This is a genomic window from Mesorhizobium sp. YIM 152430, from assembly GCF_029210365.1.
Taxonomy (GTDB): domain Bacteria; phylum Pseudomonadota; class Alphaproteobacteria; order Rhizobiales; family Rhizobiaceae; genus Aliihoeflea.
In genome coordinates, this window is the sequence record NZ_JARGES010000018.1 from 366,168 (window position 1) to 392,111 (window position 25,944).

The 25,944-nt window shown below is 61.9% G+C and carries 28 protein-coding genes; 18 read left to right on the top strand and 10 right to left on the bottom strand.

Annotation, left to right across the window (positions count from 1 at the left end; genetic code table 11):
• Nucleotides 1-168: 168 nt before the first annotated feature.
• From PZ895_RS04240 to PZ895_RS04255, 4 genes are all read left to right on the top strand, one after another.
• Entirely contained in the window at nucleotides 169-1,470 is a 1,302-nt protein-coding gene (locus PZ895_RS04240) for a cytochrome b N-terminal domain-containing protein (protein ID WP_126006801.1), read from the top strand.
• 224 nt (nucleotides 1,471-1,694) lie between these two features.
• Nucleotides 1,695-3,338, top strand: a complete 1,644-nt coding sequence (locus PZ895_RS04245) for a helix-turn-helix domain-containing protein (protein ID WP_126006798.1) — start codon at nucleotides 1,695-1,697, stop codon at nucleotides 3,336-3,338.
• Nucleotides 3,339-4,249: 911 nt separating this feature from the next.
• Nucleotides 4,250-4,798 carry a hypothetical protein gene (locus tag PZ895_RS04250; protein WP_126006796.1) on the top strand — a complete coding sequence of 183 codons (549 nt, stop codon included), beginning with the start codon at nucleotides 4,250-4,252 and terminating at the stop codon, nucleotides 4,796-4,798.
• A gap of 1 nt (nucleotide 4,799) precedes the next feature.
• Nucleotides 4,800-5,741 (top strand): cation diffusion facilitator family transporter, encoded by a 942-nt coding sequence (locus tag PZ895_RS04255; protein WP_235897757.1) that lies wholly within the window; start codon nucleotides 4,800-4,802, stop codon nucleotides 5,739-5,741.
• Nucleotides 5,742-5,763: 22 nt separating this feature from the next.
• Here the strand turns inward: PZ895_RS04255 and PZ895_RS04260 are convergent, their stop codons facing one another.
• The 5 genes from PZ895_RS04260 to PZ895_RS04280 are packed head-to-tail and all read right to left on the bottom strand — an operon-like array spanning nucleotide 5,764 to nucleotide 10,365.
• Nucleotides 5,764-6,411, bottom strand: a complete 648-nt coding sequence (locus PZ895_RS04260; protein WP_275837783.1) for a thioredoxin domain-containing protein — start codon at nucleotides 6,409-6,411, stop codon at nucleotides 5,764-5,766.
• Nucleotides 6,408-6,857, bottom strand: coding sequence for a disulfide bond formation protein B (locus PZ895_RS04265; RefSeq protein WP_126006792.1), 450 nt, complete (start codon nucleotides 6,855-6,857; stop codon nucleotides 6,408-6,410). The genes PZ895_RS04260 and PZ895_RS04265 overlap by 4 nt, the downstream gene beginning before the upstream one ends.
• 13 nt (nucleotides 6,858-6,870) lie before the next feature.
• Nucleotides 6,871-7,476, bottom strand: coding sequence for an SCO family protein (locus tag PZ895_RS04270; protein ID WP_126006790.1), 606 nt, complete (start codon nucleotides 7,474-7,476; stop codon nucleotides 6,871-6,873).
• Nucleotides 7,473-8,024, bottom strand: a complete 552-nt coding sequence (locus tag PZ895_RS04275) for a copper chaperone PCu(A)C (protein WP_235897755.1) — start codon at nucleotides 8,022-8,024, stop codon at nucleotides 7,473-7,475. The genes PZ895_RS04270 and PZ895_RS04275 overlap by 4 nt, the downstream gene beginning before the upstream one ends.
• A gap of 43 nt (nucleotides 8,025-8,067) precedes the next feature.
• Nucleotides 8,068-10,365: a heavy metal translocating P-type ATPase gene (locus PZ895_RS04280; RefSeq protein WP_126006787.1), complete on the bottom strand. Its 2,298-nt coding sequence runs from the start codon at nucleotides 10,363-10,365 to the stop codon at nucleotides 8,068-8,070.
• Nucleotides 10,366-10,773: 408 nt separating this feature from the next.
• Here PZ895_RS04280 and PZ895_RS04285 point away from each other — a divergent pair, with 408 nt between their 5' ends.
• The gene (locus PZ895_RS04285) at nucleotides 10,774-11,757 is read left to right on the top strand and encodes an endonuclease/exonuclease/phosphatase family protein (RefSeq protein WP_161601182.1); all 984 of its coding nucleotides are present in this window, start codon (nucleotides 10,774-10,776) and stop codon (nucleotides 11,755-11,757) included.
• A 56-nt stretch (nucleotides 11,758-11,813) separates the two neighbouring features.
• The gene (locus tag PZ895_RS04290; protein WP_126006784.1) at nucleotides 11,814-12,311 is read left to right on the top strand and encodes a hypothetical protein; all 498 of its coding nucleotides are present in this window, start codon (nucleotides 11,814-11,816) and stop codon (nucleotides 12,309-12,311) included.
• An 8-nt stretch (nucleotides 12,312-12,319) separates the two neighbouring features.
• Here PZ895_RS04290 and PZ895_RS04295 read toward each other — a convergent pair whose 3' ends face one another.
• Nucleotides 12,320-12,733 (bottom strand): helix-turn-helix domain-containing protein, encoded by a 414-nt coding sequence (locus tag PZ895_RS04295; protein ID WP_126006782.1) that lies wholly within the window; start codon nucleotides 12,731-12,733, stop codon nucleotides 12,320-12,322.
• 187 nt (nucleotides 12,734-12,920) lie between these two features.
• Here PZ895_RS04295 and PZ895_RS04300 point away from each other — a divergent pair, with 187 nt between their 5' ends.
• Together PZ895_RS04300 and PZ895_RS04305 are read left to right on the top strand one after the other, a co-directional pair.
• On the top strand, nucleotides 12,921-13,337 hold the full coding sequence (locus PZ895_RS04300; protein ID WP_126006780.1) for a copper chaperone PCu(A)C: 417 nt from the start codon (nucleotides 12,921-12,923) through the stop codon (nucleotides 13,335-13,337).
• A gap of 152 nt (nucleotides 13,338-13,489) precedes the next feature.
• Entirely contained in the window at nucleotides 13,490-14,143 is a 654-nt protein-coding gene (locus PZ895_RS04305; protein WP_126006778.1) for a transglutaminase-like cysteine peptidase, read from the top strand.
• Nucleotides 14,144-14,358: 215 nt separating this feature from the next.
• Here PZ895_RS04305 and PZ895_RS04310 read toward each other — a convergent pair whose 3' ends face one another.
• Nucleotides 14,359-14,583 (bottom strand): hypothetical protein, encoded by a 225-nt coding sequence (locus tag PZ895_RS04310; protein ID WP_126006776.1) that lies wholly within the window; start codon nucleotides 14,581-14,583, stop codon nucleotides 14,359-14,361.
• A 167-nt stretch (nucleotides 14,584-14,750) separates the two neighbouring features.
• Between PZ895_RS04310 and PZ895_RS04315 the strand changes: the two genes are divergently transcribed.
• The 7 genes from PZ895_RS04315 to PZ895_RS04345 all read left to right on the top strand — a co-directional run bounded on the left by PZ895_RS04315 (nucleotide 14,751) and on the right by PZ895_RS04345 (nucleotide 20,199).
• On the top strand, nucleotides 14,751-15,755 hold the full coding sequence (locus tag PZ895_RS04315) for a murein L,D-transpeptidase family protein (RefSeq protein ID WP_201744836.1): 1,005 nt from the start codon (nucleotides 14,751-14,753) through the stop codon (nucleotides 15,753-15,755).
• Between the two features lie 12 nt (nucleotides 15,756-15,767).
• Nucleotides 15,768-16,094 carry a hypothetical protein gene (locus tag PZ895_RS04320; protein ID WP_126006774.1) on the top strand — a complete coding sequence of 109 codons (327 nt, stop codon included), beginning with the start codon at nucleotides 15,768-15,770 and terminating at the stop codon, nucleotides 16,092-16,094.
• Nucleotides 16,095-16,214: 120 nt separating this feature from the next.
• Nucleotides 16,215-16,961: a L,D-transpeptidase gene (locus PZ895_RS04325; protein WP_164527751.1), complete on the top strand. Its 747-nt coding sequence runs from the start codon at nucleotides 16,215-16,217 to the stop codon at nucleotides 16,959-16,961.
• Nucleotides 16,962-17,030: 69 nt separating this feature from the next.
• A complete protein-coding gene (locus PZ895_RS04330) occupies nucleotides 17,031-17,663 on the top strand; it encodes a DsbA family protein (RefSeq protein WP_126006772.1) in 633 nt (210 codons plus the stop codon).
• Between the two features lie 11 nt (nucleotides 17,664-17,674).
• On the top strand, nucleotides 17,675-18,547 hold the full coding sequence (locus PZ895_RS04335) for a peptidylprolyl isomerase (protein ID WP_126006770.1): 873 nt from the start codon (nucleotides 17,675-17,677) through the stop codon (nucleotides 18,545-18,547).
• Between the two features lie 33 nt (nucleotides 18,548-18,580).
• Entirely contained in the window at nucleotides 18,581-19,144 is a 564-nt protein-coding gene (locus tag PZ895_RS04340; protein ID WP_126006768.1) for a L,D-transpeptidase, read from the top strand.
• On the top strand, nucleotides 19,036-20,199 hold the full coding sequence (locus PZ895_RS04345; protein ID WP_235897754.1) for an NAD(P)-binding domain-containing protein: 1,164 nt from the start codon (nucleotides 19,036-19,038) through the stop codon (nucleotides 20,197-20,199). Before PZ895_RS04340 ends, PZ895_RS04345 begins: the two co-directional genes overlap by 109 nt.
• An 18-nt stretch (nucleotides 20,200-20,217) precedes the next feature.
• On the opposite strand, the gene PZ895_RS04350 is transcribed toward PZ895_RS04345, so the two are convergent.
• From PZ895_RS04350 to PZ895_RS04360, 3 genes are all read right to left on the bottom strand, one after another.
• Entirely contained in the window at nucleotides 20,218-20,946 is a 729-nt protein-coding gene (locus tag PZ895_RS04350; protein WP_275837786.1) for a DsbA family protein, read from the bottom strand.
• Between the two features lie 30 nt (nucleotides 20,947-20,976).
• Complete coding sequence (locus tag PZ895_RS04355; protein WP_235897752.1) at nucleotides 20,977-22,110, bottom strand: cell wall hydrolase; 1,134 nt, start codon at nucleotides 22,108-22,110, stop codon at nucleotides 20,977-20,979.
• A gap of 455 nt (nucleotides 22,111-22,565) precedes the next feature.
• Complete coding sequence (locus tag PZ895_RS04360) at nucleotides 22,566-23,936, bottom strand: Nramp family divalent metal transporter (RefSeq protein WP_126006760.1); 1,371 nt, start codon at nucleotides 23,934-23,936, stop codon at nucleotides 22,566-22,568.
• A gap of 528 nt (nucleotides 23,937-24,464) precedes the next feature.
• Here PZ895_RS04360 and PZ895_RS04365 point away from each other — a divergent pair.
• The 3 genes from PZ895_RS04365 (at nucleotide 24,465) to PZ895_RS04375 (ending at nucleotide 25,882) form a co-directional block, all read left to right on the top strand.
• Entirely contained in the window at nucleotides 24,465-24,899 is a 435-nt protein-coding gene (locus tag PZ895_RS04365) for a hypothetical protein (protein WP_201744835.1), read from the top strand.
• Between the two features lie 87 nt (nucleotides 24,900-24,986).
• Nucleotides 24,987-25,157: a hypothetical protein gene (locus PZ895_RS04370; RefSeq protein WP_161601181.1), complete on the top strand. Its 171-nt coding sequence runs from the start codon at nucleotides 24,987-24,989 to the stop codon at nucleotides 25,155-25,157.
• The gene (locus PZ895_RS04375) at nucleotides 25,154-25,882 is read left to right on the top strand and encodes a cytochrome c biogenesis protein CcdA (RefSeq protein WP_126006758.1); all 729 of its coding nucleotides are present in this window, start codon (nucleotides 25,154-25,156) and stop codon (nucleotides 25,880-25,882) included. Before PZ895_RS04370 ends, PZ895_RS04375 begins: the two co-directional genes overlap by 4 nt.
• Nucleotides 25,883-25,944: the final 62 nt, after the last annotated feature.

The window sequence follows — 25,944 nt, forward strand, 5'->3', positions numbered from 1 at the left end:
TGCTCAAGGTGCCCGCCATCTCGCCTCCTGTGCTGGGGCCTCGATGTCATGGGGACAAATTTGTCGCATCTAGAAGTCTCGAAGGGTCTTGAAGCTCAAGCAGCGTGAGGTGTTACGGACTCCGGATTGTACGATCGGAGATCGACCGGATCAAAGGAGGGGAACAGAATGTCGGGGTCGCCATCCAGATACGTCCCAAAGTCAGGTATTGGCCGCTGGGTCGATGCGCGCATGCCGCTTCCGCGACTGATCCATGATTCCTTCGTATCCTATCCTGTTCCACGCAATCTGAACTACGCCTATACGTTCGGCGGCATTCTGACACTGATGCTGGTCCTCCAGATAGCGACCGGAATCGTGCTGGCGATGCACTACTCGGCGAGCACCGCAACGGCGTTCGATTCGGTCGAGAAGATCATGCGTGACGTCAATTCAGGTTGGCTCCTGCGATATCTGCATTCCAACGGAGCTTCATTCTTCTTCATCGCCGTCTATCTCCACATCTTTCGCGGACTGTACTACGGCTCTTACAAGGCTCCTCGCGAGCTGCTTTGGATCCTTGGGTGCATCATCTACCTCCTGATGATGGCTACTGGCTTCATGGGCTACGTCCTCCCATGGGGGCAGATGAGCTTCTGGGGCGCGACGGTGATCACCGGATTTTTTACGGCCATCCCCTTGGTCGGGGAGTGGCTCCAGCAGCTTCTGCTTGGCGGTTTTGCGGTCGACAGTCCGACGCTGAACAGGTTCTTTGCACTTCACTACCTGCTGCCCTTCATGATTGCGGGCGTGGTCGTCCTGCATGTCTGGGCGCTGCACGTCACCGGACAGACCAACCCCACAGGCATAGAGGTCAAGCACAAGACGGACACGTTGCCCTTCACGCCTTATGCGACCACGAAAGACGCGGTCGGCATGGTGATCTTCCTGATCGTGTTCGCATACTTCGTCTTCTATATTCCGAACTATCTGGGCCATGCGGACAATTACGTGCAGGCCGATCCGCTCAGGACGCCCGCGAAGATCGTTCCCGAATGGTATTTCCTGCCGTTCTACGCGATCCTGAGAGCGGTCACTTTCAACATCGGGCCTATCGACGCAAAGCTCGGCGGCGTGCTTGCGATGTTCGGCGCTATTGCGGTGCTGTTCTTCGTGCCTTGGCTCGACACGTCAAAGGTTCGCTCGGCGGTCTATCGCCCCTGGTACAAGTTGTTCTTCTGGCTTTTCGCAGCCAACGCCCTTTTCCTCGGGTGGCTGGGAGCGAAGCCTGCGGAAGGCATCTACATACCGTTGATGCAGGTCTCTTCGCTGTTCTATTTCGGCTTCTTTCTGATCGTTATGCCGCTGCTGGGACTTCTCGAGACGCCTCGTCGCGTTCCCAACTCGATCACCGAGGCGGTGCTTGGTAAGGAACCCGGCAATGCGATCAGCGAGCCGGAAAAGATCAAGCAGGTGCAGAGGGCCAGTTGAGTTTTCAGACATTTGCTGTTGGCGCTTCCAAAGAACTGTTCCGACGGTTCCTCACATAGTCTGCTGAGGGGCCGGCTCGACGTAACAACACCCAAGATGAGTTGTGTGCAGTTTTGTGCTATCGCGGTTGGCTTGTTTGAAATGTTTGTTGGCGGGAGGAGTTGCTATTGTTAAATAGTGTTCCTGCGATCGTCGCGGTTTTTGGGCGCGCTTGGGTGGGGTAGGTGGGCGAGAAACCTGTAAGCATAAGGCTTGCTCCAGATTTTTCCTTCGTGGAAATGCCGGGCGGCAAACGGATTTCATTCACGCGCTCCGAGAAGCGGGCGCTCGCGGTGTTGGTGCGGCATCCGAACAGAATCCTGACCCGCGATCAGATTCTGGATGCGGTCACAGGGTCAGGCTCCGACAATGGCGACCGGAACATCGATTTCCTGGTCAATCGGTTGCGCCGCAAGCTTTCGGACAACGCCCGCGAGCCGCGATTCATCGCGACGCGCTATGGGGAAGGCTATGTCTGGATCGGTGGCGCTCCGAGCGTCGATGCCAACTACGCGGCCGCCTATCTCATAGTAGGCCCGCTCAAGGGAATCGACAATCTCGACGACCGCCGCGCCCTTGCCGAGAGGTTCGCGTCACATCTGCACGGAGCGTTCCGATCCGAATTACCACCCGAACGGCGAGTTATGCTTGCGCCGGATTGCCCGCCTGCACCCGACTTCACCGATACTATGCCTACCCTTTCGGTTGAGTTGACATTCTTCGAGGAACGCGGTGCGGTGAATTGCGTCGCCACGACGCGGCAATTTCGCTCAGGCCGGATATTGGCGGTTCGCCGCGTCATGGTGCCAGATGACGATCCAGCGCATTCCATACGATCCGCCGCCGAGGTGACAAGGCTCCTTCTAGCGGAGACCTGGCGGTCATTGGCCACGTATGTCGGGGATGATCTCCCGCTGCCGGTGCTGATGCAATCGGCCTCAACCCATCTGGAACTCGGCCCCGGCGTGCCGACCGACAGCGACGGGCATCTTCAGAAACTGGTGTCGCTGCACGAGAGCCGGGTCGTGGCTGCATGGAAGGAGAACGAGGTTCGGCTCAGGCATCTGCGGAAGGACAGCCCAGACGATGCGTCCCTCAAGGTGATGTATGCCACGCACATACATTCGAAGTACATCCAGTTCGGCTACAATCTGTTTCAGAACGGCATCGACGACCGGCCCCAGGACGAGAACGACATCGAGGCGCTGGTTCTCGAGGCGCTGCCTCATATCCAGTCCCAGCCGGAATACGCCATTATGGCGGCCAAGCTGCTTCATTTCCTTCAGCGCGGCTATTTCGACCTCGCACGCGAGTTATCCGAGGAAGCCTACGCTTCCAGCGTATCGGCGGCCGGATCGCTGGCGATCGTCGGCCAGTTCCGGGCGTTCGCGGGCGAAACCGAGGCTGCGCTGCGCTGCATCGATCAGGCGCTGAATCTCGTGCCTCCGGGCTCGAAGACGCATTTCTACACCCTCACCCTCAAGCTTCAGGCGTTGCGCGCGGTGTCGGACTACGAGCGCCTCCACGAAGCCAAGCGGCAGCTCTACCGCATGTCCGCCGCCCTTATGTTTCTGTACGAGCCGCTGTTTTCGCATCCCGAGAAGCTTTCACTTCGGGCCAAAGCGGTGACGATGACGCTTTCGCGCGGAAAGGCGGCGGCGCTGCTGAAGTGGCAGAGCTACGTATCGGCCCGGCTGTTCAGCGATCCGGCGCACAGGGAAAATGACATTCGCACCCTGTTGACGCTTGTCGTTCGGCGCTTCGGAAAGGCGGCTGTTCCCGATGAGCTTGTCGTGACGCATCCGCGCCTGCCCGACCGCTTTGCTTGAGGCGGCAGAGCCGGCGTCCGCGCCCATCCTTATGTGGATCCACATCACGCTCCGAGTGAGAGCGGGAAAACAGAACACAAAAAGAAGGCGCACCGAGCTTCGCGGCACGCCTTTAAGTGGGCATGTTTTATCCCGCCGTCCGACGACTGCAGGATGTGACTTCGGTGACGCAGACTACCGAAGACCTTCGAGATTCGGATCGAGGCGTGCGGCCGAGCCCCTGCCCCTGCCCGCACGCGTCAGATCGATGCCAGCATCCAACAACTGACGGTCGCTCAAGGAAGCCAAATAGCGCCTGTGCCATGCACGCAGCGGAGCTTTCCACAATCTTACAAGCAGCCTGTAGAGCCAGATGTCCCTCCCGTGACTGACCGCCGCGACACGCGTGCCCGCATCCTGGGCAACAAATTCAAACTTCTGCTCCTCCAACATGACCCCACCCATCGTTACCCCAAGTTTCAAGCGGAGACTGTTAGAGGCCAATTGTTGCACGACTATTTGAAGTTCGCTCTCTCGTTAGCCGCACAATTCCTAGGTTCCGCTAGCCGAGGCCGAATACTGCTTCTGCGCCGAGAGAGCGAGAGGCAGGCGGCGCGAGGCAAAAATCCAACACCATGTCGCAAACCATGAGGAGCCCCTCGAAAAGACGTCTAGCGGAAATGGCCCAGAAGTTTTCCGACCTGCAAAATTCGCTTGCTCCTCTAGCGGCTAGAGGATGCAGTCTTAATCAAGTCAGGATCAGGTGAGCCGCCGATGTTCCGCGAAACCACATTCAGAAAGCAGCAGACCGGAGGCCCTTGCGCGCTTCCGACCGATGCCGCGTTGTCACACACTTTCAAGGCCCGCGGGGCGAACAAGCCCGATCAGGCTTTAGTCCTCCGAGCCTCAACATCCGCGTTGCGGGGTCGGCCATGACCAGCAATCCCACGACCGTCACAGCGGCATTCCTTTTCACCGTTGCGGTTCTCGTTCTTGGCTATTCCGCCTTCGGCTTCTGGACGATGCTGATCTTCACCTCCGGATTCCTCGGCGGGTTCGTGCTGTGGCTGATCTTTCCGACAACCCCGTCCTTCACCGCGATCAGGACCCCGTACTTTCTTGCACTAGCGCTCTTCGCCCTTCACCGCATCGAAGAATACTCGATGGGCTTCTTCGAGAGGCTGGCGGAGATTACCGGCATAGTGACGCCCGAAGCCGCTTCCTGGCAGGTGATCCTGCTGGTCCTGCTGTCCGTTGGAGCGTGGCTGCTGATGCCCGTCCTGGTCAGCCGCGGGTACAGTTTCGGCACCTATCTCGCCTGGACCTTATTCGCTGCCATGGGCATCACGGAGCTCGCGCACTTTATCGTCTTCCCATGGTTTACCCCAGAGCCTTTTGCCTATTTTCCCGGCATGGCGACCGTCGTGCTGCTCGCGCCTGTAGCGTGGTGGGGCATGTGGCGTCTTTCCAAAGGAGCTTGATGTGACCGGCAATCCAGAGATCTCGAAGACGGGCCATGAAGGGCACGCGCACGAGGAGGGCCACGATCACGCACAGGTCGTGACCGCTTCGAACGAGCGGCGCATCCGATTCGTACTAATCTTCACGGCAAGCTACGCCATCGTGCAGGCGATCGGCGGCTGGTACTCAGGCTCGCTCGCGCTAATCGCGGATGCGGGCCACATGGTCTCCGACGCGGCCGCGCTGCTGCTCGCCCTGATCGCCTATCGCATCGCTCGGCGCGCGGCGGACTCCCAACGCACCTACGGTTTCCACCGGGTAAGGGTACTGGCGGCGCTCGCCAACGGCGCGACGTTGCTCCTGCTCGTGGCCTGGATCGCGTGGGAGGCCGTGCAGCGCATCAACGCGCCGGTGGAGATTCTGGCGGGCCCGATGCTGATCGTCGCGGTGATCGGCCTGGGCGTGAACGTCGCCGGCGCCTGGATCCTCTGGTCGGGCAACAAGGGCGACAGCAATCTCAGGGGCGCCTTCCTGCACGTCATCGGCGACCTGCTCGGCTCCGTCGGCGCGATCGCTGCGGCGATCGGGATCATGCTGACCGGATGGACGATACTCGACCCCATCCTGTCCGTGCTGGTGGCGGGGCTCGTCGTCAGATCCGCATGGAGCCTGGTCTCGGATTCGATCCGCGTCCTGCTGCAAGCTGTTCCGCGTGGTGTGGACGCGATCGAAGCGGAGCGCGGGCTCGCCGGCGTACCGGGCATCGCCGAGGCCGGGCACTTTCATGCCTGGACGCTGACGGACGAGACGAGCGTCGCCACAGTCCATGTCAGCCCGGCGACCGGAACGGATCCGCTCAGCCTCCCGCCGCTCGTCTCGGCCTGGCTCAAGGAGCGCTATGCGATCGACCACGTCACCGTGCAGGTCGACCCACGGGGCGAACTCAAATCCAATCATGAGTGATCCGGCCCCACAGCCGGATGGCTCATCCGCTCTCGCGAGCGGATCGCACTTCGGCGGAGACAAGATCAATCAGCTGCTGCGGCCCGAAGGACTGAAGGCTCTTGCCGTTTACGAAGAATGTCGGCGTCTGTCTGACCCCCAAAGCGTCGACATCGCTGGTATCCTGCCGCAGCACAGCCGCGACCTCGGCCGTGGTTGCGTCTTCGCGCGCGCGCTCGAGGTCGAGGCCTGCTGCGGCGGCGGCCTGCCAGGCGCGGTCGAGGTTCGGGTTGCCATGAATTGCCCACTCCGGCTGCGCGTCAAGAAGTGCTTCGAGCACCGGGACGAAGAGGTCCTGCCGTCGTGCCGCCTCGATGATCCCGACCGCCTGATCCGACCCGTCGTGGAAGGCCGCGTACCGGAACACGACCCTGACGTCATCGGGATACTGCGCAAGGATGTTCTTCACGAGGGGATGGAAGGCCCGGCAGGCTTCACAGGAGGGATCGAAGAACTCCACGATCGTCACAGGAGCATCCGGTGGCCCCATAACGGGAGAATGCTCCCGCACGAGAGCTTCGGCGCCGGACGGATCGAGGCTGCGCGCGCGGTTGTAGTAGAGCGCTGACGCCCCGAAGATTGCTCCTGCGACCAATCCAACGGATAGGATGGTCACCTGTCGACGGTTCATTTGAAAACTCCAGGTCGGCACAAGGCAAGACTGCCGCCGATCGCGATGAACGCGAGCAGCGACACGAGCGGCAGCGGCACGCCGCCGAAAATGGTCATGTCGGCTCCCGAGCAGGACGGGCCGTCGCGGGCGCACGGCGTTATGCCCTCATCAATGAGGCCGAAGTACACCAGCGAGTGAAATGCCGCGATTGCAGCGCCGATTGCCACCAGCGGCAAGGCGTAGATCCTGATACCGACATCCAGCCTGAACGCCGCGATGCCGAGCACAATGGCAAGCGGGAACATGAACACCCGCTGGAACCAGCAGAGGTTGCACGGGGTCTGCCCCACGATCTCACCGATGAACAAGGCTGCCAGCGTCGACCCGGCCGCGATCAGCCAGGCCACTAACAGCCACCAGGAATTCCAGTCTTCAGCCGATTTGTTGGACACCTTGTCGAGCATCGTCTAGTCCCGGTCAGGCGCTCGCGAGACGGCGCAGTTTTTCCAGCCTCGTCTCGCGGGGTTCGTGCATGTCGAGAACGCCACCGAAGCTGCCGTCGCCGCGCATGAGGAAGACGCCGGCCGTGTGATCCATCGTGTACTGGCCGGCTTCGAGAGGCACCTTTGCCGCGTAGGCCGAGAATGCGTTCAGTGCGGCCTCGGTCTCTTCGGCCGTCCCCCGCAGCGCGGTGATGCGGCTGTCAAAGGAGGTCATGTAGCCGGCGAGCATGTCTTGCGTGTCCCGCTCCGGATCGACGGTGACGAACAGGACTTCAAGCTTGTCTGCATCCGGGCCCAGTTCGCCCATCAGGTCGGTCAGCTCGAACAGCGTCGTCGGACAAATCTCGGGGCAATGGGTGAAGCCGAAGAACACGACGTAGGGACGCCCCGCCAGCGACTGATTGTCCACCCGCTCTCCCTCATGCGACACGAGCGAGAACGGGCCGCCCACACGCGCTGCCCCGGTCGAAGCTTCCACAGGCTGGCGCTGCGCGGTCATCTGCGTCGACACCACCAGGTACGTGCCCAGCACCGCGATTGCGACCCAAACGCCGATGCGGAACAGCCTGACAAAGCTCATGGCGCATGGCCTCCATGTTCATCCTCTTGTCCCGCATTTCCACCCGGGTTCCTTTGCACCACGAACTCGACGGCCACTTCACCGGCATTCGCGAACTCGAGCGTCACCTCGAAGCGCTCGCCTTCCGAGAACGCACGTTCAGGATTGATGAACATGAGATGGGTACCGCCCGGCTGGAGCTCGACCGTCGCTCCGGGAGCTATCTCCTGCCCAGCGGGAAGAGGCCGCATACGGGCCACCCCGTCCTCGATACGCATCTCGTGGATCTCGACGCGTTCGGCGATCGTGGCACTTCCGCCGACCAGCGTATCGGGCTGCGACCCTGTGTTGGTCAGCGTCAGATAGCCGCCTATGACCGGAGCGTTGGCCGGTGCGAGACGCGACCACGGATGGCCGACCGCAATGTCGCCGACCGAAAAGTCGTGCGCCGCTGCGGGCGAGGCAATCAGCAAGCTGGACATGAACAGCGTCGCCATGGCGACGGCTTTGTTAGCATTGAACAATTTTTCCACTCCATATCGCACTCGACATGAGGCGTTCTGCGCCATCTCCGCCTTGCAGGAACAGGATGCACATCGCCGCATGTATGTGTCAGGCATCGCGAATGCCGCGCCAGGCCAACAAGCGCATGGCGTTGGCGGTGACCAGAACGGTAGCGCCGGTGTCGGCCAGGATCGCGGGCCACAACCCGGTCACGCCAAGGACGGTCGTGACGAGGAACACCGCCTTGAGGCCAAGCGACATGACGATGTTCTGCCAGATGTTGCTCATGGTTGCGCGCGAGAGCGAGACCATGTTCGCCACATCCTTGACACGACCGTGCAAGACCGCTGCGTCCGCGGTCTCCAGCGCGACGTCGGTTCCGCTTCCCATGGCGATGCCGATGTCGGCGGCGGCAAGTGCGGGCGCATCGTTGATTCCGTCGCCGACCTTGGCGACGAACGAGCCTGTCGCCCGCATCTCGCCGACGATCTTCTGCTTGTCCTGAGGCAAGAGCTCGGCGCGCGCTTCCATCCCGAGCGAGGCGGCAATCGCCTTGGCCGTGCGCTGGTTGTCGCCCGTCAGCATCACAGAGTCGGCGCCCAACTCGCGCAGCGCGGCGATGCCGGCCTTCGCGTCATCGCGTGGCTCGTCGCGCATGGCTATCAAACCGGCGACCTGTCCGCCTGCCAACAGCACCGACACGGTCTTGCCCTCGTCGTTGAGCGACGCAATGCGTGTGGTAAGGGCCTCGTCGAGCATGACCTGCTGGCCCGCCGCACGTGGCGAGGCGAAGAACAGCTTCACACCATCGAGCGTCCCCACAACGCCCTTGCCGCCAACAGCGCCCGCCTCCGATGCCGCGACCACTGGCACATTCTCCGCTTCGGCTTTTGCGAGGATCGCGACCGCAAGCGGATGGCTTGAGCCCACCTCCAGCGACGCGGCGAGGCGAAGTGTCTCGCGCTCGTCGCGCCCTATGCCGACGATGTCCGTCACCTTCGGCTTGCCCTCGGTCAGCGTCCCGGTCTTGTCGAAAGCCACGCTGTCGACCTTACCGAGGTTCTCCAGCACGGCTCCACCTTTCATCAGCAGGCCGCGCCGGGCGCCGGCGGAAAGCCCAGCCGCGATTGCGGCCGGCGTCGAGATGACGAGCGCGCACGGGCAGCCGATCAGCAGAACCGCGAGACCGCGATAGATCCATGTGTTCCACTCGGCTCCGCCCAGCAACGGCGGCAGGATAGCCACGAGCGCTGCCACGACCATCACGCCTGGCGTATAGTATTTGGAAAAGCGGTCGATGAAGCGTTCGGTCGGAGCCTTCGATTCCTGCGCCTCCTCGACCAGCGCAATGATGCGAGCGATCGTGTTGTCTGCCGCGGCCGCCGTGACGCGCACGCGCAGCACCCCTTCCTGGTTCACCGTGCCGGCGAACACCTTGTCGCCTTCCTCCTTTCGCTTGGGGACCGACTCACCGGTCACCGGCGCTTCGTCTACCGCGCTTTCGCCGGAAAGCACGACGCCGTCGGCCGGCACCCGGTCGCCCGGACGGATCATCACGATCGAACCGACCGTGAGGCTGTCCGCCGGAACGGTCCGTGTGCCTCCCTCGCTTTCAAGCAGCGCGGTCTTAGGCATCAGGTTCGAGAGCGCACGGATCGACGCTCGCGCCCGTCCCGTTGCGATGCCTTCCAGCAGTTCGCCGACAAGGAACAGGAAGACGACGACTGCGGCTTCCTCCGCAGCATCGATGATGACGGCGCCCACCGCCGCCACGGTCATAAGCGTCTCGATCGAGAACGGGCTGCCGTTCATCGCCCCGAACAGCGCCCGGCGCGCGATCGGCACGAGCCCGACGGCCATGGCGATGATGAAGCCCCAGGGTTGCGTTTGCGGAAAGAGTTGCGACAGCCCGAAGGCGATGGCGAGCGCCGCGCCGCAGACGATGGTCAGCTTCGCCTTCGATGTGCTCCACCACGGACCGTCGATCGGCCCATGGTCATGCCCGTGCATGCCGTGAAGCGAGTCGCCGGTCGGCACATTCGAGGCCCTGGATGGAGGGACACCGTCATGCGCGTTACCGCCGCCATGCGCATGGTGATCGTTGTCGTGCGAATGCTCATGCCCCTCGTGACGGCATTCCGGACCGTGGACATGACCGGAGGCGGGCGCCTTCTCTCCGGTTCGCGTCAGGGGGGACGCCTTGTAGCCAAGGCTGCCGAGCTTGCGCGCGACACCGTCGAGGTCGGTTTCCGGCCCGTGTGTCACCGTCATCGTGCCGGCGACGACCGAAACTCCTACATCTGTCACGGCCGGAATGCGGCGAACGGCTGTCTCGATCTTGGCCGCGCAGCTCGCGCAATCCATCCCCTCCACTCGAAAGCGCGTCTGGCGTTGCGGGACCGTCATAATCTACACTCCTGTATGTCAGGAGCAATTCCATACGACCTAGAGCAGCTAGAGGATCAAGAGGAAATTTCAGATTTTTCAGTTCCCGCTCTGCCGTGTGCTTCCCGTCAGTACATCGCGCTTCGGCTGGAGCCGGCGCGATGTTTCGTTACCGTGTCTAGCAAGGCCAGCGCCAGCTCGGTCATGAGGTGCTCGTTCACCTCGCAGGAGTGGAGACCTTGAGTATGCACGGACCTCTGCCTTGTACGCTTTTTCCCTGCCCTTTTTGGGCCGCCGCGCAACAAGCGCCGAATTCATGCGGGACTTCCAACCTGTCGCTAGCCCCATGCGCCAGATTGCCCCATTGGCCGAAACCTGCACCGCAGAAATAATCTGCTCCTCGCGGCGCTTTCAGCAGGATCGACACCGGTGCCCTTCTCTTCAGCCAGCGGCCGCACGCCGAAGCTTTTCCTCGCCGTCTTGCTGCTGGCGCAGCTCGCCTTTGCCGCGGCACAGTTCGTATCCGTAGCGCTATCCCGAAATCTATGGGCTGCAGACCTGGCAAACTTCATCCGTCCCCACCTTCTCGTGGCGGGCGTCATTCTTTTCGTCATAGGCTTCGCGCTTCCTCGGCGCTCCACGAAGATCGCGGGAGCAATCGCGCTTCTGGCTGCCGGCGTTCCCTATCTTTTCCTCCCGCCGCCGGCGCCCGCGGCGGCGGGAACGACGTTCACCGTGGTCTCCGCCAATGTCCTGGTCGACAATCTGGATCCGCGTCCCTTTCTTGCGCTTCCCGAGGTCGGCGAGGCGGATATCCTGGTGCTGCAGGAGGTGAGGCCGTTCTGGCAGAACACGTTGATCGCCAGAGGGCGCTGGCCCTTCGAAAGCAGCCGCGACCTTGCCGGCAACACCGACATGAAGGTTCTCAGCCGGTTCCCGATCCTCGACGAACGGACGGTCTTTCCCGAGAGCGGCGACACATACGGCAGGTTCGCCGTGCGCTTCGAGCTGTCGGTCGAAGGGAGGACGGTTGTTCTCTATGCAGTCCATCCACAGACTCCGCGCAGCCCCCGCGCTTGGGAAGCGCGCGCCGCGTACCTTCGGGATCTGGAAGCAGCCGTGAAGTCGGAGCCGTCGGACGCTCTGGTCGTCGTCGCCGGCGATTGGAACACGCCACCCTGGTCTCCGTTCTTTCTCGACTTCCTGTCCTCGACGGGATACCGGACGACCGAATCCCGGTGGTGGCCGCTGCCGACACGCTTCAGCATACGTCTCTGGTCGCTCACGCAGATCGGCACGCCAATCGACCGCATCGTCTTGTCGCCAACATTGGGGCTGGAGGATCTGACCCTGGGGTCGAAATTTGGCTCCAATCATCTGCCAGTCGTGGCGCGCGTGGTTATCCCGGATTGACGACCACCTAAAAGCGAAAACGAAGGACAGCCGCGCCGGCTGTGTGGGAACATGAGATGCGACCGCGCCTGACAGTACATGCGTTCGGAGCTGCCTTGTGGCTGGCCGGTGCGGGTCATGCCCTGGCGAGCCCTCCGACCGGCGTGTTTCTCTGGTATCCGGAGCAAGGCACGCCTACATCGCAGGACTGCGACGACATCGTCGCGCGTGTCGGGCCCTCACTGGAAAAGGCCGAAGCTTGGCTCTGGGGCCGCGCACCCTTCGGGTCGGAGCTGGAGTTCTATCTCTTCCTTACAAAGGACCGGATGGAAACGACGTTCTCCGCGGAAGGGGACTACGATACCGGGACATTGCGCCTGGGCCCAACGATCGGCGACGAAACGACGTTCGAGCTGGTTCCGGAGGATCATCCGACGATCACGATATCCGGCTCGATCGTGGCGCCAAAGGATAGCTCGGCCGTCACCATCATCCTTCGCGACGTGCCCTCGACGAACGGCCCTGCCGACAGGGTAGCGCACTACTGCCGGTTCGATGACGAGACCGAGGTCTAAGCCGACTCTCAGTGCTCGTTCGAGCACAGTTCGTGGTTGGCCAGAGACTGAATGACGTAACAGTCCCTGATCTGATCGCCGTGGCATCGGGTCGCGATGCGTTCGAGTTCGCGCTCAAGGGGCCTGAGCTTTGCAATCTTGTCCCGGACAATCTGCAGCTGACGAACCGCGATGTTGTCGGCATCCGCGCATGGCCGTTCCGGATGCTCGCTCAGCTCGAGCAGTTCACGAATGGCCCCGATCGTGAAACCGAGGTCGCGAGCGTGCTTGATGAAGGACAACCGTTCCCGTTCGCCAGGCTCATAACGCCTTTGATTGCCGCCCGAGCGGCCCGGCGCCATCAACAGACCCATCTGCTCATAGTAGCGGATGGTCGGAACTTTCACCCCGGTGACGCGCGACAGCTCTCCGATCGTCAGCATGATTACCTCCAGCTCTTATAGATATTGAAGGATGAATCGGTGTCCCGCAACAGTGCCGAATTGCCGCATCCCGAAGGCGGGCGCGGTTCACAGCCTTGCCCGATTCATCACGGACGTTCACGGCCACTAATCGTGGAGGGGACATAAGCGATGTACACAGGGATTTCTCGCCGGCTGCCAATCGCTCTTGACGCTGACAGTCGAACATGCCGAGATCTTGATTGCTGATGGTGACGGCTCCCCGGCCAGAGGCTTCCTGACGATCTGGAACGGCACGGATACTCACGCCTATCTCGCTAAGGTGAGCAGCGAAGCCTTTGCAAACATCAGGTTGATGCGTACACCATTCAATTCCGACGATGACGCGGCTGGGCCGGTCGGCGGCCCGCTTCTGGTTCCCGCGCACGCCGAACTGCAGATGCGTATTGGCGGCATCCACCTCCTGCTTGCCGATCCCGCGTCTCCGATCGACCAATCGGAAAGCCAACGCCTGATGCTGATCTTCGACGATGGCCAGGAAGTGGAAGTGTCAGCCTATCTCGTGCCGAGCTCCGATCGGCTGACCAGCCACCGGCACGGCGAGGCCGATCGTAGCGCGAACTAACGTGCAGCAAGCCCGCCGATCCTGGTAAAGGAAGGATTGCGAAAACCGCTGCGATTTGCAGCGAGTTTGAATCGAATACAAGCCATTGATTTTCTTCGATTTTGAGGTTTCTACGCTAGGCTTCTTCCCATCACTTCGGGGAGAGTCAAACAATGAAAAAGCTTTGGATGAGCGCACTCGCGCTCCTGGTTTTCTGCACGTCCGCATGGGCGAGTGCGTCACAGTTCAACCCCACCCAACCATACAACGCACGGAACATGGCGACGTTCGGTACGACCTCGATGCCGGTCGGATACTACGAGTATTGCCGTCGATATCGAGACCGATGCGCTCGCGCTCCGGCCGGCACGATGATCGAGCTGACGCGTGCGGCCTGGAGCGACATCGTCAGGGTCAACACGAAGGTAAACACTATCAAGGCGCTCACCGACATGGAAATCTACGGCGTCGAGGAGTTCTGGGAATACCCTACGACGGCAGCCGACTGTGAGGACTACGCGCTGCTGAAGCGCAAGCGCCTCAATGAAATGGGCTATCCGCTCGGCGCGTTGCTGCTGACAACGGCTCGCGACGCCCAGGGCGGGGGACACGCCGTGCTCACCGTCGTGACGAGCCTTGGCGACTTCATCCTCGACAATCTCGAGCAGAAGGTGCTGCTTTGGAGCGAGGCGAGAATCTACTTCCTCAAGCGTCAATCCCAGCGGGATCTCAACCAGTGGGTCAGCCTCATGAACGAGGACGATCTCCTGATATCCTCCGGCAACAACCACGCGCCCTCCACGGCGGCGGCCAGGGTCAGGAGATAGAGCGCGGTCGTTCCATAGAGCATCTCCATCCTGTTGTGCCCGATCCCGATACACACAAGCCAGAAGATGGTGGCAAGGGTGATATAGGCTGTCGAACCAGCAGCCAGCAGAGAGACCAGGCGCAAAAACATTGGTGGACCGGCAATTGGACAAATGCCGGTCCACTCTTTCATTGTCGGCTTCCCGACGCCACTCAACCCTATGTGACTATTCCGCTATTCCGGTTGGGTCTCCACCTGGGCCGGGCGCATCTCGCCCAGGATATGGCCGAAGCTGGCGAAGAACACAGCGCCGACAAAGCCGACGAGCAGAAGGACGACCAACAGGTTCTTGCGCGCTCTCCTGCGTACAAAATCGCGAGATTCTTCCAGGGTCATCTGCTCCAGCGAATTCATCGCATCCTCAATCCAAAAAGCCCTGACAAGGCGGCGCAGCCTCAATTCCGTCCTTCTTATCGGCTCTCCCCCGAGGACGGATAGTCGAACGTGCTGCGGTTCTTTGCCGCTCGCAAACATGTTAGGGGCAACATCTTCTTAACTATGATAGCCCCAAACTTACGGCTCGATCCCGAGGTCGGATCGGCGCGAAGGATCATGAAAGCGCGAACATGTTGCAAGCGATAAGGATAGGCGTGGTCGTTTTGCTTGCCCTTTTGGCGAGCGGGTGCGTGTCGACAGTTCTCGACGTCGACAACAAGGCGTCGCAGCCCATCCCTGCCGCCCTCCTTGCCGAAATGTCGCGCAAATCCATGTCGCCCTCTGCCCCGATCCTCGTCAGGATCTTCAAGCAGGAAAGCGAGCTCGAAATCTGGAAGCGCGACCGCAGCGGCCAGTTCGCCCTGCTCAAGACCTATCCCATGTGCCGCTGGTCCGGAAAACTCGGACCCAAGACGCGAGAGGGCGACCGCCAGGCCCCCGAAGGGTTCTACCACGTCAACGCGGGCATGCTTAACCCGAACTCGCAGTATTACCTCTCCTTCAACCTTGGCTATCCCAACCGCCTCGAGGCGGCGCTCGGCTACACGGGCGAAGCGCTCATGGTGCATGGCGCCTGTTCGTCGTCGGGATGCTTCGCCCTGACGGATGAGGGCGTGGCCGAGATCTACGCCGTGGCCCGCGAGGCCCTCAGGGGCGGCCAGCCTGCTTTCCAGGTGCAGGCGTTTCCATTCCGAATGACCGCCCAGAACATGGCGAAGCATCGCGACGACCCGAACTTCTCTTTCTGGACCGACCTGAAGCGCGGCTACGATATCTTTGAAGTCACCCGGCGCCAGCCCAGGGTCTCCCACTGCGGCCGCCGCTACGTCTTCGACATGGAGTTCCAGGGTGGAGAGCCGCGCGATCCTCTTGCCGCCTGTCCGCCGGCGGTGAAAGGGGACGACCCCGTCGTCGCTCGCAGGACGGAAGCCGACCTCCTCGCGATGCAGAGCATGGTGGAGAACGGCACGGCGCTCAGCGCTCATGCTTATGTCGACGGCGGAATGCACCCAAGCTTCCGTAGTCTTCTGGAGCGTTCCGGCGAGCAAACACTGGCAAAAAGAACGTCGCTGAGCTCCGTCCCTATCAGCCGGCCTTCCGCGGCGCTTGCAGACCCGCATTCGCCCAGGGAATAGAACGACAGCACGATGATCCGATTCCTCGCATTCCTCCTGGCTTTCATGGTCGCCGTCCATATGGCGGCGCCCACGGCCGTGGCTGCGAAGATGTCGTTTCAGGAGTTCGCGACGGCCGAGATCATGGCTGGCAGCGGCGGTTCCGAACTGCCGAACGATAGCAACGATGATGCGTTGCCACTGTCGCCGCACGCCACGACGAAATGCCATGACCACTGCGCCGGATTGACGATCTGGCTTTCACCCCACGCTGCCAGCGCGGGCCTGCTGTCGATACACGGCCGGGAGCAGGACCTGACGTTCGCCTTCATTCCCATCATCGTCCCACCGCCCCAATAGCGTCGAGCAGGCGAAACGGCCGGTAGGAGATCGAGTTTCTTCGGGCGCAGCCCCGAGGAAAGGCGGCTCCGATCCAGACGGTCGCAATTCGTCCTCACCAATTGCTTTCCGCGGGGAGCAATGGACCACGACCGTATTGGGAGCAAAGCATTGACAACCACACCATCACGCACAGGCCTGTCCCGACGGCAAGTCCTGACCCTTGCCGCATCCTCGGCCGCATCCTTGACGCTGGCCGGCTGCACGACCACCGATATCCAGCCCGTCGCGGTGGTGCCGGAAACGCCGAGCATCGATCCCTCCTTCGTCTCCATGTACCGGGCGATGCCGGAAGAGGATTTCCCGATCCCCGCCGTCGACCTGAGAAGGGTCGACCGGCAGTTCTACCGTCAGTTCGTCGACGACCCGACGGGCGAACGTCCCGGAACCGTCGTCGTCGATACGCAGTCCTTTTTCCTCTATCTGGTTCTGCCCGACGGCAAGGCGATGAGATACGGCGTCGGCCTCGGGCGGGCGGGGTTCACCTGGTCCGGTGAAGGGGTCATCCAGTGGAAGCGGCCCTGGCCGGTCTGGACCCCGCCGGCGGAGATGATTGCGCGCCAGCCCGAGCTGGAAGAATTCAGCGCCGAGAACGGGGGCCAGCCGCCCGGGCTCGACAATCCTCTCGGTGCGCGGGCGCTCTACATCTTCCAGAACGGGCAGGACACCCTCTACCGCCTGCACGGCTCGCCCGAGTACTGGACCATAGGGCGCGCGGTGTCGAGCGGCTGCGTCCGTCTGATCAACCAGGACATCATCGACCTCTACGATCGTGTCTCGATCCCCTCGCCAATCATCGTGCGCAGCGGTCCGAGAGCGATCGCCTGACGCCAAATTAGCGCTTGCTCCTCCAGGGGCTAGAGCTTGCAAAGTAGAAGCTCACCAAAGGAAACGACCATGAAACGTCGAAACGTTCTATATGGCCTGTCCGCTCTCGGAGCGGCGGCCGCCTTTCCAGCTCTGACGCTTGCCCAACCGACTCCCGAAGACCTGCTCGCGCCGGGAGCGCTCGCGGAAAAAAGCTTCGGTCCGGAAGATGCTCCGGTCACCGTGATCGAGTACGCGTCGCTGACCTGCGGCCACTGCCGCAACTTCCATCTGAATGTCTGGCCCGCCTTCAAGGAGAAATACGTCGATACGGGCAAGGTCCGCTTCATCATGCGCGAGTTCCCGTTCGATCCGCGCTCTTCGGCCGGATTCATGCTGGCCAGGTGCGCCGGCGACGACAAATGGTACGCCACCATCGACCTGCTCTACCGGACCCAGGACAACTGGGCGCGGTCCTCCGACGGCTCAGGCTCGCTCAAGGCCGTCATGGGCATGACCGGGATGGACGAGGCCGCCTTCGAGGCATGCCTGCGGAACGAGGAACTGCAGCAGCAAGTGCAGGCTGTATTCGAAGCAGGTCGTGAGTTCGGCGTCGATTCGACGCCGACCTTCTTCGTCAATGGCGAGATGTACAAGGGCGTCCTCAGCATCGACCGCTTCAGCGAGATCGTCGATCCGCTGATCGCGGCGAGCGGCCAATAGGGGGAGGGCGCATGATGGGAATTCGCTCTCTCACTTTCCGGCTGAAGGTCCAAGGGTTCGTTGCGGTTGCGATGATGGCGGCGATGCTGCCGCCACTGGCTCACGCTCAGGATGACGAAGTCGTCGCGCGCGTCAACGGCCAGGAGATCACGGCCGCCGATCTCGCAATCGCCGAAGAAATGTATGGACCCCAGCTCGGCCAGATGCCGGAAGACGCCAGGCGTTCCGTTCTCGTGAACGCGCTCATCGAGCTGCGCATCGTGGCCGACGCCGCTCGCGAGGCAAACGTCACGGAACAGGACGCGTTCAAGCGTCAGCTGGCGTTCTTCGAGGCCCAGACGCTTCGATCCGTGTTCATAGAGCAGCGCGTGGCCGATGCGGTGACGGACGAGGCGATAAGGGCCGCCTATGATGGCCAGGTAGGCAGCTTTCCGACCGTGGCCGAACGGAAGTTGCGGCATATCCTCGTGGGCACCGAAGACGAGGCAACAGACATCATCAACGCGCTGGAAGCCGGGCAGTCCTTTGCCGATCTAGCGCAGGAACGCTCCATCGATGCGGTGTCGAAGGCAAAGGGAGGGGATCTCGGCTTCGTCGCGGAAGGGGAGATCATGCCGGAAGTCGAGGAGGCCGCGGCCGAGCTCGAACCGGGACAGTTCACCCGGTCGCCGGTCGCCACCGCCTTCGGCTTCCATGTCGTGATGCTGGAGGAAGCACGCAATCGGCCGCCGCCTGCATTCGAGACGGTCGAACCGCAGATCCGGCAGGCGCTCGCGTCCGCCGAAGAGCAACGGCTTCTCGCGGGGCTACGCGCCGCCGCCCAGGTCGAAAAGCTCGTTCCCGACGTCACGCCGCCACAGGCGGACGACGGGCACGATCACTGATCGCACACTTCAGCAGCTATTGAGGGGCTTACCATGATGGATCGCAGATCGTTCGCAACAGGGTTGATCGCAGCGCTGTCGGCAGTCCAACTGCCGACCGCGGCGCTGGCTCACAGAAGGGTCGAACTCGACCCGCGCTTTCTTCCCCAAACCGTCGTCTCGCCATACGCTCAGCCAGCCGGTACGATCGTGGTCGCCCCGCGGGACCGGTTCCTGTACCTGATCGAGGGCAGAGGTGCGGCACGACGCTACGGGATTGGCGTAGGCAAGGCGGGTCTCGCATTCTCCGGCTCCGCGATCATCGAACGCAAGGCGAAGTGGCCCGCCTGGCGGCCGACCGCCAACATGATCAGACGCGATCCCGCGAGATACGCGAGATACGCGAATGGCGTCCCCGGCGGGCCGGGCAATCCGCTGGGTTCCCGCGCGCTCTACCTCTACCGCGACGGTCGCGACACGTACTACCGCATCCATGGCACGACCGAGCCATGGACGATCGGTCAGGCCGTATCCAACGGCTGCATCCGCATGGTGAACGAGCATGTGGAAGAGCTCTACGAGCGTGTGCCGCTCGGCGCCCGGGTCGTGGTGGTTTGATGGAAAGATCGGTGCTGGTCATCGGAGCCGGGCAGGCGGGTCTCGCGGCCGCGTACCACCTGGCCCGGGCCGGCGCCGACTATTCCATCGCGGATGCGAACCGGCGCGTCGGTGACAGCTGGCGGGCGCGCTACGACGCGCTGACCCTGTTCACGCCGCGCCAGTTCAGTGCGCTGCCCGGACTGGAGCTTTCCGGAAATCGCGAGGGCTACTCCAACCGGGACGAATTCGCCGACTATCTGGAAGCCTATGCGTCGCGCCTGAAGCTGCCGGTCGAAACCGGAAGACGGGTTGTTCGCCTTTCCAGGCTCGACGATGGACGTTTCGAGGCGACATTTGAGGACGGCGGAAAGCGGCAAGCGAGCGAGATCATCGTGGCGGCTGGCGCCTTCCAGGTCCCCAGAATTCCAACTGTCGCCGGGAAGTTCGGCAGCGATGTGCTCCATTTGACGACCGACATCTTCCGCAACGCCAACCAGTTGCCGGACGGCCCTGTGCTGATCGTGGGGGATGGTGCGAGCGGCCGCGACATTGCTGTCGAGTGCAGAAGAACTCAACCGGTGATCCTGGCGACCGGAAAGCCTCGAAAGCTGCTGCCCGAACGCATTCTGGGAAAGTCGATCTGGTGGTGGCTTCATCTTACCGGCGCTTTGACGGCATCGCCGGACTCCTTGCTAGGCAGCAGGGTCAGGGCAACCGACGCCTTCCCCGACCGTGACCGCAGCCTCGAAAGCCTGAAAAGAAAGGACATACGGATCGCGCCGCGGCTCGTGAATGCAGACGAGACGACAGCGCGGTTTTCGGACGGAAGCTCGGCCGAGGTCCGAACCGTCGTCTGGACGGTCGGCTACCGCGACGACAGTTCCTGGCTCGACGTTCCTCTTGCCGTGAATGAAGACGGTTCCTTCCGCCACGAAGCCGGGGTTTCGCCGGTCAAGGGCCTTTATTTCGTCGGGCGACCCTGGCAGCGAAACAGGGCTTCGGCGCTGATCATGGGAGCAGGACCCGACGCCGAGCTTGTCGTCCAGAGGCTTCTGGCTGATCGGGGGGGATGAGCGCGGCCGACCGGTCGATCACTCACGCACCGATCGCACGGCCTCCGCCAGCGGCTCCTTGCCCACGGCGCCAACGACGATTCGTTCGCCCACGACGAACGATGGGGTTCCTGTCAGTCCAAGAAGCTGAGCCAGCGCCAGGTTCGAAGCGATGACCGTCTCGATCTCTGGAGACCCCATCTCTGCCTCGACACGCGCGCGATCAAGACCCATTTCCTCTACAAGCGACAAAGCTCGGCCTGCGTTGGCCTGACCCTGCATGGCCATCAGCCGGGCATGGAAATCGCGCGCGCTCGCGTCGTCGCCCAGGCGTTTCACGGCGAGGGCGACTTTCGCAGCCTCGATGGATCCCGGACCGAGGATGGGGAAATCCTTCAGGACGACACGCAATTGTGCATCCTCGGCCAGCAATGCCTTTATGTCTGGAAAAGCTCTTTTGCAGTAGCCGCAGTTGAAGTCGAAGAACTCGACCAGCGTCACATCGCCATCGGGATTGCCGAGGACGAGATCGGCGGCGCTCCGCAGCAGGACGTCCTGCTCGGCCCGGATCGTCTCCGCCCTGGCTTCTTCTTGCGCCTTCTGCGAGCGGTTCTCAAGTTCGAGCAACGCTTCCTTGATTATCTCGGGGTTCTCGAGAATGTACTCGCGGACGATTTTCTCGACCTCCGAGCGATCAATCGTCTCTGCGATCGCCGCCGGGGTCGCCATCAGGAGAATGGCGAAGGTTCGGACCAGCGCAACACGCAACAATTTGATTCTCATCGGTTCCTCACCGCGCTAGCTCCAGCCCCCGCCGAACGTGCGATAGAAGATGTGCTTGCCGATCTGCGTCATCCGTTCCATCGACTGAGCCCATTTAGGATGGACGTAGGTGGCGTTGTAATGTGTCGACGACGCGACTTCCGGCAGGAAAATCTTACCCGCGGTGACGGCAAGCGCAACATCCTTTGCGAGCCGATAGGCCCGGCGATCCGAAATCACGTCAGGGACTCCGTCGCAAGCGAACGAGAACTGGCATCTGTTGAGCATGTGCTGATTCTGATAAACCACATCGCAGACGGTGTCGGGATAAGCCGGGTTCCTAACCCGGTTCAAGATTACCTGGGCGACAGCCGCCTGCCCTCTCGATTTCTCGCCGCGCGCCTCGAAATAGATTCCGGTCGCGAGGCACTTCTGCTCGGCGGCGGAGAACACCATCTTTGGAAGTGGCACCCTCATCCACGGGTGGTCACCCTCCGCCATGGGCGGAACGAAGCGGCCGCCGGCGTCCTGACCGCCAAGCAGCGCATCGAAGGGTGCGGACGTTGCGTGGTATGGATCGCTCGGAGCGTAGGCGGTCGCCAGAACGTCGGCACGGTCGTTGCTGACGAGATCCGCCAGGATCGGAGGCACGCCCTCAAGCCGGTGAGTCTCCGCGCGGTGAAGGATCGTTATTGCGTTCCGGACACCCGGAGCTGCCTCCGGCAGGAAGCCGCGCAAGCCCTCCGGAGCGTCAAGGCGGCTCGAGAAGAGGATGGCAGCCAGCCTCGTTCCATCGAAAACGCCTTTCGAGGCGGTTACGGAAAGCGTTGCCGTTTTGCCTGAATCGGAGGTCTGGCTTTGCAGAAGATCTCGCTTTGAGGCGTTATCGGAGAAATCGCCGCTCCGGCTCGCGGACGGCCCGGTCGCAAACGTTTCCACCCCAGTAGCCGACCCAAGTCTGAGCGTCCGAAGATGGGAGCATGCATCCTCACCCCGAACACCATTGCGCTGTACGAGAACAGTGCCGGTCGCAAGCTCGGAACGCATGTCCTGGATGGCGGTCGGCGACGCGAACCCGAAGGTCAGCGAGCTTGCAAACAGGATTGCCAGAATCCGACCTCGGCGGGCCATGGAAGTGGATTCCGAGCCTTGGCTTTGCTTCGACGACAACGACCGATCTCCTGAGGTGGTCTCGGAAGCAAAATGAATTGTTAACCTTGATGATCGGTTAAGACGCTGCACACGGGGCGTCTGTTTGAGAGATAATCGGTCGGCTTGTCCGCTATAGACCGACATGAACGGCTGGGAGCGCGGCCGATTGTTCGATAATCATGAGGTAGGGGCTTCAGCCCTATTCTCACCGGTCAGAACTCGCGGGTGCAACTACGCGCTACAATTCCCATTGTGCGACTTTCGAAGGTTTCGGGTAGACCATCCTGCACCACTGCGTACGTAGATTTTCCGATGATCAGCCTTACGGGCGGCATGTGGTGTCAACAGGGTCTTTCCAGGCGACTTTTGTTGCCCGACAGGGTTGTCGCCTGACGAGACGTATCACCAGGCCGCAGATCTCGTGAATTCTCCGATGGTCCGTGCCTCTGACTGCGGTCAAAATGCGCAAGCGGCTACCATCCTATCACGGCCACGGACCAGAGCAGGTTGATGTTGAGCGCGATGATGGTGACGGCGATCAGCGCGCAGAGCGCGGTCAGCCAGAGCGGGGCGACCATGTCGCCCATCTTGGCCTTGCTCGCGGTGAACATGACCAGCGGCACGATGGCGAAAGGCAACTGGAAGCTCAGCACGACCTGGCTGAGGATGAGCAACTGGCCGGTGCCTGAACTCCCCCATATCAAAATCACGATGACCGCCGGGACGATCGCGATCGAGCGTGTGACGAGCCGGCGCAGCACTGGACTGATACGGAAATTGATGAAGCCTTCCATGACGATCTGGCCAGCCATTGTGGCGGTCACGGTGGCGTTTAGGCCGGAGCACAGCAGTGCGATGCCGAACATCGTCGGTGCGAGCGAACCGCCGAGCAGAGGCGCTAGCAGCGCATGGGCCTGATCGATCTCGACAATCTCGGTGTTGCCGCTCGCGTGAAAGGTTGCCGCAGCGAGGATCAGGATAGAAGCGTTGATGGTCAGGGCGAACATCAGCGCGATGGTCGAATCCCAGGTCGCCATACGCAACGCCTCGAACCTTCGTGCCGGCGTCGTCTCCCAGTTGCGCGTCTGCACGATGCCGGAGTGGAGGTAGAGATTGTGGGGCATCACGGTGGCGCCGATGATGCCCAGTGCGATGTAGAGCATCTCCGGATTGGTCACGATATCGGTCGAGGGCGCGAAGCCTGCGATCACACCTGCCCAGTCCGGATCGGCCATGGCGATCTGCACGAAGAAGCAGGCGGTTATGACCGCCAGAAGCGTGATGACAAATGCTTCAACCCAACGGAAGCCGCGGTTCTGCAGCCACAGGATCAGAAACACGTCGGCGGCGGTGATGAAGACGCCGATTTCGAGCGGGATACCGAACAGCAGGTTGAGACCGATTGCCACGCCGATGACCTCGGCAAGGTCGGTGGCGATGATCGCGGCCTCCGCGAAAATCCACAGCGGCCACGACACCCATGACGGATAGGCATCCCGGCAGGCCTGCGCTAGGTCGCGCCTGGACGCGATGGCGAGGCGCGCGCACAGCGATTGCAGCAGGATCGCCATTACGTTGGACAGTAGCGCCACGAACAGGAGCGTGTAGCCGAACTTGGCGCCGCCGGCGAGCGAAGTCGCCCAGTTGCCGGGGTCCATATAGCCGACTGCGACCAGATAGCCTGGGCCGACGAAGGCGAGAAACCTTCGGAACACCGTGCTGCCACGCGGCACGACGATCGAGCCAAAGACTTCGGAGAGTGACGGCGTCGGGCTGGTGCGACGCCAGCCATTGTGGCCGGCCACGGACAACGAGGGTTCCGAATCCAAGGATGGAGAAGACATATGGCTGTCTGTTGCGAATGATTTTCAATTGCAAGATAGATATATCGCTGACAGTCGTCAATGCGTTTGTCATGGCAGGTTGCAGTAAGGTCTCACTCGTCGGCAAGGTTGCTTTGATGATAGCGAAAAGAGCTGCCCCCGCTTCAGCATTGTGGCGTGTCGGGTACCGTAACCCTTGGTGCGACCAAGGCTCGATAAACGTGAGGGGACGAATGATTGACAACAGCTTTGCGCCCATGCGCTCAATGGCAGGGGTGAGCAGTTCTAGGTAGTCACTAGCCACGACTCAGCCGAATATCGCGCGCGGCATCCGGCATTTTCATTCTGCTGAAATCGCAACTGCGTTAAATCAATATGGGTGCGACTGAAGACGATCCGACACAGTGATTCAGCTGAAACTTTCACGCTGGGTGCATGCGGTTGGCCTGCTGCCGATTTTCCTACGCGTGGTTACGGCAAAACGCGCGCTACGGCGCCTACGACACGCTCACCCCGGCTCTGGAACCGCTTCACCGCTCCCCTACTTCCATGACGCTCGCTGCCGACGCCCGCAAGCGTGATGACTGGTTCGACAGCCGATACCGGCTCGCTCTAACGGAAGGCGAGCGCGCAGACCTCACGGCCTACCCGGAGGCCGCTGGCAATGCCGACGAGCCCTATCGGAAGTTCGAGGGACCGGGGTCGGTATTCCACTTCGCCTGGAAGGAACTGACGACGTTCGTCTGCACGTTGAAAAAGCTGTTCAATGGCCGACGCCGAGATCACCTCTGCCTAGCTGGCGGGCCAGGGGGGCGTTTTGGCGCCTGGCCACAGATCGCGCCCGACATCGTGCGCGACACGCTTTTCCGCTTCGAGATGAACCTGCGGGAATCCCCATCCTCGGCCTCGTCGGTGCCGGCGGGATCGGCTTCTACATCAAAACCTATGTCCGCACCTTCCAGTAAGAAAAGGTCGCCACGCTGACGATCGTCGTCGTCCTGTTCGTCGTCGTGATCGAACTGGCCAACAACGCGATCCGCACGCTGCTGCGATAGAGGCAAGATAGAAGACTTGCACGACGAACGCGGGCTCAATGCCCGCGCCCCGGCCTCGATCGAGCGGCGCGGCGCAATGTCACGCGGGACAAGCCTCGATCCGGCCTTGAACCTCATGTTGCCAGAGCATGTATGGGCACTGAGTTCGTCCACACCGAATCCGACGAAAGAAGAGGACATGAAATGACGATCGACGTCTCGGCAGTCGGTCTCGCAACGGCAGTCGTGGCCGGCGCGGTGTCGTTCGTCTCGCCCTGCGTCCTGCCTCTCGTGCCGGGGTATCTCTCGTTCGTGTCCAGCGGCGTGAATCCGCATTCGGCGCAGCTCGCCGACCGGTTGCGGATCGTCTGGTCAGCGATGTTCTTCATCGCCGGGTTCACGACGATCTTCGTCATTCTCGGGCTGGGCGCGCAGTTCCTCGGCGGCCTGCTGCTTCGCTACAGCTTCGAAGCCAACCTCGTGGGCGGCGGCCTGCTGGTCCTGTTCGGCCTGATGATGACCGGCCTCATCAGGCTTCCCTTCGTGATGCAGGATTACCGCGTAGAAGGACCGCAAGCCGTATCCGGCCCCGCCGGCGCCTACACTCTCGGCCTCGCCTTCGCCTTCGGCTGGACGCCGTGCATCGGCCCGGTTCTGGGCTCGATTCTGACGATGACCGCGGTGTCGTCCGGAAGCGGGGCGGTACTCCTCGCCGCCTACAGCCTCGGCCTCGGTATCCCGTTCCTGGTCGTCGCGCTCGCGTTCGGGAAGGTTGCCGGCTTCATGAAACGGGCGCGCTACGCCGGCCATGTCCTCAACATTACCGCCGGCGCGATCATGATCACGATGGGCGTGCTGATGATGACCGGCCGCATGACGCTGATCGCGTTCTGGCTTCTGGAGCGCTTTCCAGGACTTGCCTATATCGGCTGACTGATATGACGGACCGGGGGGCGATCGAACCGGAAGAAGGCGGCCTTGGCCGGATAACGTAT

Coding starts and splice junctions, on each gene's coding strand:
- PZ895_RS04270 (WP_126006790.1), bottom strand. CDS start 7,476: ATGAGCTTTGTCAGGCTGTTCCGCATCGGCGTTTGGGTCGCAATCGCG.
- PZ895_RS04325 (WP_164527751.1), top strand. CDS start 16,215: ATGGACCACGACCGTATTGGGAGCAAAGCATTGACAACCACACCATCA.
- PZ895_RS04375 (WP_126006758.1), top strand. CDS start 25,154: ATGACGATCGACGTCTCGGCAGTCGGTCTCGCAACGGCAGTCGTGGCC.
- PZ895_RS04320 (WP_126006774.1), top strand. CDS start 15,768: ATGATCCGATTCCTCGCATTCCTCCTGGCTTTCATGGTCGCCGTCCAT.
- PZ895_RS04265 (WP_126006792.1), bottom strand. CDS start 6,857: ATGCTCGACAAGGTGTCCAACAAATCGGCTGAAGACTGGAATTCCTGG.
- PZ895_RS04360 (WP_126006760.1), bottom strand. CDS start 23,936: ATGTCTTCTCCATCCTTGGATTCGGAACCCTCGTTGTCCGTGGCCGGC.
- PZ895_RS04290 (WP_126006784.1), top strand. CDS start 11,814: ATGCGACCGCGCCTGACAGTACATGCGTTCGGAGCTGCCTTGTGGCTG.
- PZ895_RS04275 (WP_235897755.1), bottom strand. CDS start 8,024: ATGGCGCAGAACGCCTCATGTCGAGTGCGATATGGAGTGGAAAAATTG.
- PZ895_RS04240 (WP_126006801.1), top strand. CDS start 169: ATGTCGGGGTCGCCATCCAGATACGTCCCAAAGTCAGGTATTGGCCGC.
- PZ895_RS04250 (WP_126006796.1), top strand. CDS start 4,250: ATGACCAGCAATCCCACGACCGTCACAGCGGCATTCCTTTTCACCGTT.
- PZ895_RS04315 (WP_201744836.1), top strand. CDS start 14,751: ATGTTGCAAGCGATAAGGATAGGCGTGGTCGTTTTGCTTGCCCTTTTG.
- PZ895_RS04295 (WP_126006782.1), bottom strand. CDS start 12,733: ATGCTGACGATCGGAGAGCTGTCGCGCGTCACCGGGGTGAAAGTTCCG.
- PZ895_RS04305 (WP_126006778.1), top strand. CDS start 13,490: ATGAAAAAGCTTTGGATGAGCGCACTCGCGCTCCTGGTTTTCTGCACG.
- PZ895_RS04260 (WP_275837783.1), bottom strand. CDS start 6,411: ATGAACCGTCGACAGGTGACCATCCTATCCGTTGGATTGGTCGCAGGA.
- PZ895_RS04280 (WP_126006787.1), bottom strand. CDS start 10,365: ATGACGGTCCCGCAACGCCAGACGCGCTTTCGAGTGGAGGGGATGGAT.
- PZ895_RS04365 (WP_201744835.1), top strand. CDS start 24,465: ATGACGCTCGCTGCCGACGCCCGCAAGCGTGATGACTGGTTCGACAGC.
- PZ895_RS04340 (WP_126006768.1), top strand. CDS start 18,581: ATGATGGATCGCAGATCGTTCGCAACAGGGTTGATCGCAGCGCTGTCG.
- PZ895_RS04345 (WP_235897754.1), top strand. CDS start 19,036: ATGGACGATCGGTCAGGCCGTATCCAACGGCTGCATCCGCATGGTGAA.
- PZ895_RS04330 (WP_126006772.1), top strand. CDS start 17,031: ATGAAACGTCGAAACGTTCTATATGGCCTGTCCGCTCTCGGAGCGGCG.
- PZ895_RS04335 (WP_126006770.1), top strand. CDS start 17,675: ATGATGGGAATTCGCTCTCTCACTTTCCGGCTGAAGGTCCAAGGGTTC.